The organism is Microbacterium xerophyticum (genome assembly GCF_053543555.1).
This window is the reverse complement of sequence record NZ_JBLVOB010000004.1, coordinates 44,922-48,463: the sequence shown is the minus strand read 5'-3', so window position 1 is coordinate 48,463 and position 3,542 is coordinate 44,922. Positions and strand designations below refer to the sequence as shown.

Here is a 3,542-nt window from a genome sequence, read left to right as displayed (position 1 = left end):
ACGCCGGAGACTCGGTCTCGAAGGCGGACTCGGCCCGAGCCACTCTGCCCGCACGCATTTGCAGGCGGGAGGAGTTGTACACAGTTGGTGGATTTCCGGACGGTGGCAGGGATGCTGCGCATTCAGGATGTGCGCATGGCATACACGCTGTCCGGTCGTGCACAACTACTCTCCCCGCTGCCGCTCTACACCCGTGAAGACGCGAGGATGCTCGGTCTTCGACTGGAGGCGCCGCGGTGGCATCGCGTACGCAAGGGCGTTCACGTCGACAAGAAGCAGTACCTGGCGCTCAACGACTGGCAGAAGTACGCGGTCTGCGTGCACGCGTACCTTCGCCTCCATCCGGATGCCATCCTCTGCCTGGAGTCGGCGGGAGTGATCCACGGTCTTCCGCAGTTCGGCGAGGGCAGGTTCATCCATGTCTATGACCCGCGGGCCATGGCATCGCAGCGTTACGGCGATATCAGGGTGCACACCAGCCGAGACCCACGCCGGGTGGTTCGGATCGGTGCCACCCTTGTCACATCGCTGCTCGACACCGTGGTCGACCTGGCGCGGGTGATGAACCCCGCGGATGCTCTGGCCGTCGCCGATGCGTCGATCTCGGCGGTTCAGGGCGGATCGCTGCGTCTGGATGCTCTGATCGAACGTGGCCGCGAGCTCGAGGATCGGCGTGGCCGCGCAAGGATGCGGTGGGTCTGGGGCCACGCGAATGCATTGTCCGAGTCGCCCGCGGAGAGCATCAGCCGCGCTGTCATCATGTGGAGCGGGTATGAGATGCCCGAACTGCAGCGCGAATTCCGCTATGAGGGTCATGTCGACCGCTGCGACTTCTACTTCCGGTCGAACGGTGCGATCGGCGAAGCTGACGGATGGGGCAAGTACGAACTTGACGACCCGGCCGAGGCCGCCCGGCGTCTCAGGGACGAGAAGCGTCGGGAAGACAGGCTGCGTCGCCATCAGCATCCAATGGGCCGCTGGGATCTTGGCGACGCCTGGAAGGTGAGTCCGCTCCGTGCCGCGCTGGACGGCGCAGGCGTGCGCATGGTTCGGCCGCCGGTGCCAGCGATGCTCGCCACGTTCAGGGTTCGGGCGAGGGCAAAGCCATGGCGGCCTACGCCGGGCGAGACCGACCCAGCGGCATGAGACCGATGTGGGCCGGCTCGGTCTCATGCCGTGAACTCGGTCTCGGCGAGCGGTAGGGGAGCGGAGGTGCGGGGCAAGGCGGGGGAGGCGCGCTCACAACGGGTGCATAGACTTTGCAGGGACGATAGAAGCGTCCCCCACAGCATTTTTCCGCGCCCGTGGCATCCAGCACCAGGAGAACGAACAGCAATGGCAGCAGCAAAGAGCAACACCAACTGGTTCGCGATCGGCATCTCGATCGCGGTCGTCGTCGTTCTCGTGGCGCTCGGCGCACTCGTGGTCTTCCTCAACAATCAGGCCAGCGACCCCGGCACCGCTCCGCAGAGCGCGATCATCAACGACGAGACCGGCGCGATCGTGTTCGGCGACGGCGAGACGGAGATCGACACCTACGTCGACTTCATGTGCCCGATCTGCGGCGACTTCGAAGATGCCTACGGTGAGCAGTTGCAGTCCGCCGCGGCGAACGGCGACATCACCCTGAACATCCACCCGATCTCGATCCTCAACCGCTACTCCACTACGAACGAGTACTCGTCCCTCGCCGCCGGCTCGATGTACTGCGTCGCCGCCGAGGCTCCTGACTCCGCGCTCGACTACTTCAACTCGCTCTTCACGAACCAGCCTGCCGAGAACACTGCGGGCCTCACGGCCGATGAGCTCGCGGGGCTCGCGGAGGAGGCCGGCGCGGGAGCCGCAGCCGACTGCATCGCGGACGGCAGCTACATGAAGTTCACCGAGTCGCAGGCCGACGAGCACGAGATCAGCGGCACCCCGACTGTCGAGATCGACGGCGAGCGGATCGAGAACAGCGAGATCTCCGCGCGGTTCGCTGAGATCCTCGGCTGATCACCTGCGAAGCGGGCTGCAACTTCCGTCGCGAGTCGCCCCCACGCAGCTCAAGTTGCCGGATCGCATCCGGATCGATAAGATAGACCGTTGGTGCCTTGCGCCGTGCCTCGGCATGTCCGTCCGGTGCGTCACCACATCACTCATCCACCGCAGATCGACCGGTCTGCAGAAGCGTCAGCGAGGCTATGGCTAAGAAAGACGGTGTCATCGAGATCGAGGGCGTGATCTCCGAGGCTCTGCCCAACGCGATGTTCCGCGTTGAGCTCAGCAACGGGCACAAGGTCCTTGCAACGATCTCCGGAAAGATGCGGCAGAACTACATCCGCATCATCCCCGAAGACCGCGTGGTCGTGGAGCTCAGCCCCTACGACCTGACCCGCGGCCGTATCGTCTACCGCTACCGCTGATCGGTCGAGAAGTAACGGCGCGCCACCGGGCGTGCACGAAGACAGCGAACAGGAACACAATGAAGGTCAACCCCAGCGTCAAGCCCATGTGCGATCACTGCAAGGTGATCCGCCGTCACGGCCGCGTCATGGTCATCTGCAAGAGCAACCCGCGCCACAAGCAGCGCCAGGGCTGAGTCGAGCAGACCCGCAGGAACTCACAACTGAACACACTGGCAGGATCAAGAACTCACGCGAGTGAGGGACACCTCGGGACAGAGGCCCGGGTCCACATCCTGCTCCACACCTCTACACATCCCAGGAGAACCGCATGGCACGTCTTGCCGGCGTTGACATCCCGCGCGACAAGCGCGTGGTGATCGCCCTTACCTACATCTACGGCATCGGCCGTACCCGCTCCGTCGAGATCCTCAAGGCGACCGAGATCGACGAGTCGATCCGCGTCAAGGACCTCAGCGACGAGCAGCTGATCACGCTTCGCGATCACATCGAAGGCAACTACAAGGTGGAGGGTGACCTGCGCCGCGAGGTCACCGCCGACATCCGCCGCAAGGTCGAGATCGGCTCGTACGAGGGCATCCGCCACCGTCGTGGCCTGCCGGTGCGCGGTCAGCGCACCAAGACCAACGCCCGTACCCGCAAGGGCCCGAAGCGCACCGTCGCCGGCAAGAAGAAGGCCCGCTAAGCAGCGGCCAGGGAATAGGAGAACACTTTCATGGCTGCACCCAAGGCCGCCGCGCGCAAGCCGCGCCGCAAGGAAAAGAAGAACATCGCGCTGGGCCAGGCCCACATCAAGTCGACGTTCAACAACACGATCGTCTCGATCACCGACCCGTCCGGCGCTGTCATCAGCTGGGCATCGTCCGGTGGAGTGGGCTTCAAGGGCTCGCGCAAGTCGACCCCGTACGCCGCAGGCATGGCCGCAGAGTCGGCCGCCCGCCAGGCGCAGGAGCACGGCGTCAAGAAGGTCGACGTCTTCGTGAAGGGTCCGGGCTCCGGCCGCGAGACCGCGATCCGCTCGCTCACGGCCGCAGGCCTCGAGGTCGGTTCGATCCAGGACGTCACCCCGCAGGCGCACAACGGTTGCCGCCCGCCGAAGCGCCGTCGCGTCTGATCCGGTTGCTGGGAGGGATGCTT

At 65.0% G+C, this 3,542-nt stretch carries 6 protein-coding genes; all 6 read left to right on the top strand.

The annotated features are described in order from the left end of the window. The first annotated feature begins 135 nt into the window (after positions 1 to 135). The 6 genes from ACNPNP_RS02785 (at position 136) to rpsK (ending at position 3,519) form a co-directional block, all read left to right on the top strand. On the top strand, positions 136 to 1,146 hold the full coding sequence (locus tag ACNPNP_RS02785) for a hypothetical protein (protein ID WP_448964554.1): 1,011 nt from the start codon (positions 136 to 138) through the stop codon (positions 1,144 to 1,146). A gap of 189 nt (positions 1,147 to 1,335) precedes the next feature. Then, positions 1,336 to 1,995, top strand: coding sequence for a DsbA family protein (locus ACNPNP_RS02780; protein ID WP_448964553.1), 660 nt, complete (start codon positions 1,336 to 1,338; stop codon positions 1,993 to 1,995). 188 nt (positions 1,996 to 2,183) lie between these two features. Further along, complete coding sequence (gene infA / locus ACNPNP_RS02775) at positions 2,184 to 2,405, top strand: translation initiation factor IF-1 (protein WP_017201569.1); 222 nt, start codon at positions 2,184 to 2,186, stop codon at positions 2,403 to 2,405. A 59-nt stretch (positions 2,406 to 2,464) separates the two neighbouring features. Beyond that, the gene (gene rpmJ / locus ACNPNP_RS02770; protein ID WP_033106073.1) at positions 2,465 to 2,581 is read left to right on the top strand and encodes a 50S ribosomal protein L36; all 117 of its coding nucleotides are present in this window, start codon (positions 2,465 to 2,467) and stop codon (positions 2,579 to 2,581) included. Between the two features lie 134 nt (positions 2,582 to 2,715). After that, positions 2,716 to 3,090 (top strand): 30S ribosomal protein S13, encoded by a 375-nt coding sequence (gene rpsM, locus ACNPNP_RS02765; RefSeq protein ID WP_033106074.1) that lies wholly within the window; start codon positions 2,716 to 2,718, stop codon positions 3,088 to 3,090. A 30-nt stretch (positions 3,091 to 3,120) separates the two neighbouring features. Continuing rightward, positions 3,121 to 3,519, top strand: coding sequence for a 30S ribosomal protein S11 (gene rpsK / locus ACNPNP_RS02760; protein WP_033106075.1), 399 nt, complete (start codon positions 3,121 to 3,123; stop codon positions 3,517 to 3,519). The last annotated feature ends 23 nt before the right edge of the window (positions 3,520 to 3,542 follow it).

Coding starts and splice junctions, on each gene's coding strand:
- ACNPNP_RS02785 (WP_448964554.1), top strand. CDS start 136: ATGGCATACACGCTGTCCGGTCGTGCACAACTACTCTCCCCGCTGCCG.
- ACNPNP_RS02780 (WP_448964553.1), top strand. CDS start 1,336: ATGGCAGCAGCAAAGAGCAACACCAACTGGTTCGCGATCGGCATCTCG.
- infA (WP_017201569.1), top strand. CDS start 2,184: ATGGCTAAGAAAGACGGTGTCATCGAGATCGAGGGCGTGATCTCCGAG.
- rpmJ (WP_033106073.1), top strand. CDS start 2,465: ATGAAGGTCAACCCCAGCGTCAAGCCCATGTGCGATCACTGCAAGGTG.
- rpsM (WP_033106074.1), top strand. CDS start 2,716: ATGGCACGTCTTGCCGGCGTTGACATCCCGCGCGACAAGCGCGTGGTG.
- rpsK (WP_033106075.1), top strand. CDS start 3,121: ATGGCTGCACCCAAGGCCGCCGCGCGCAAGCCGCGCCGCAAGGAAAAG.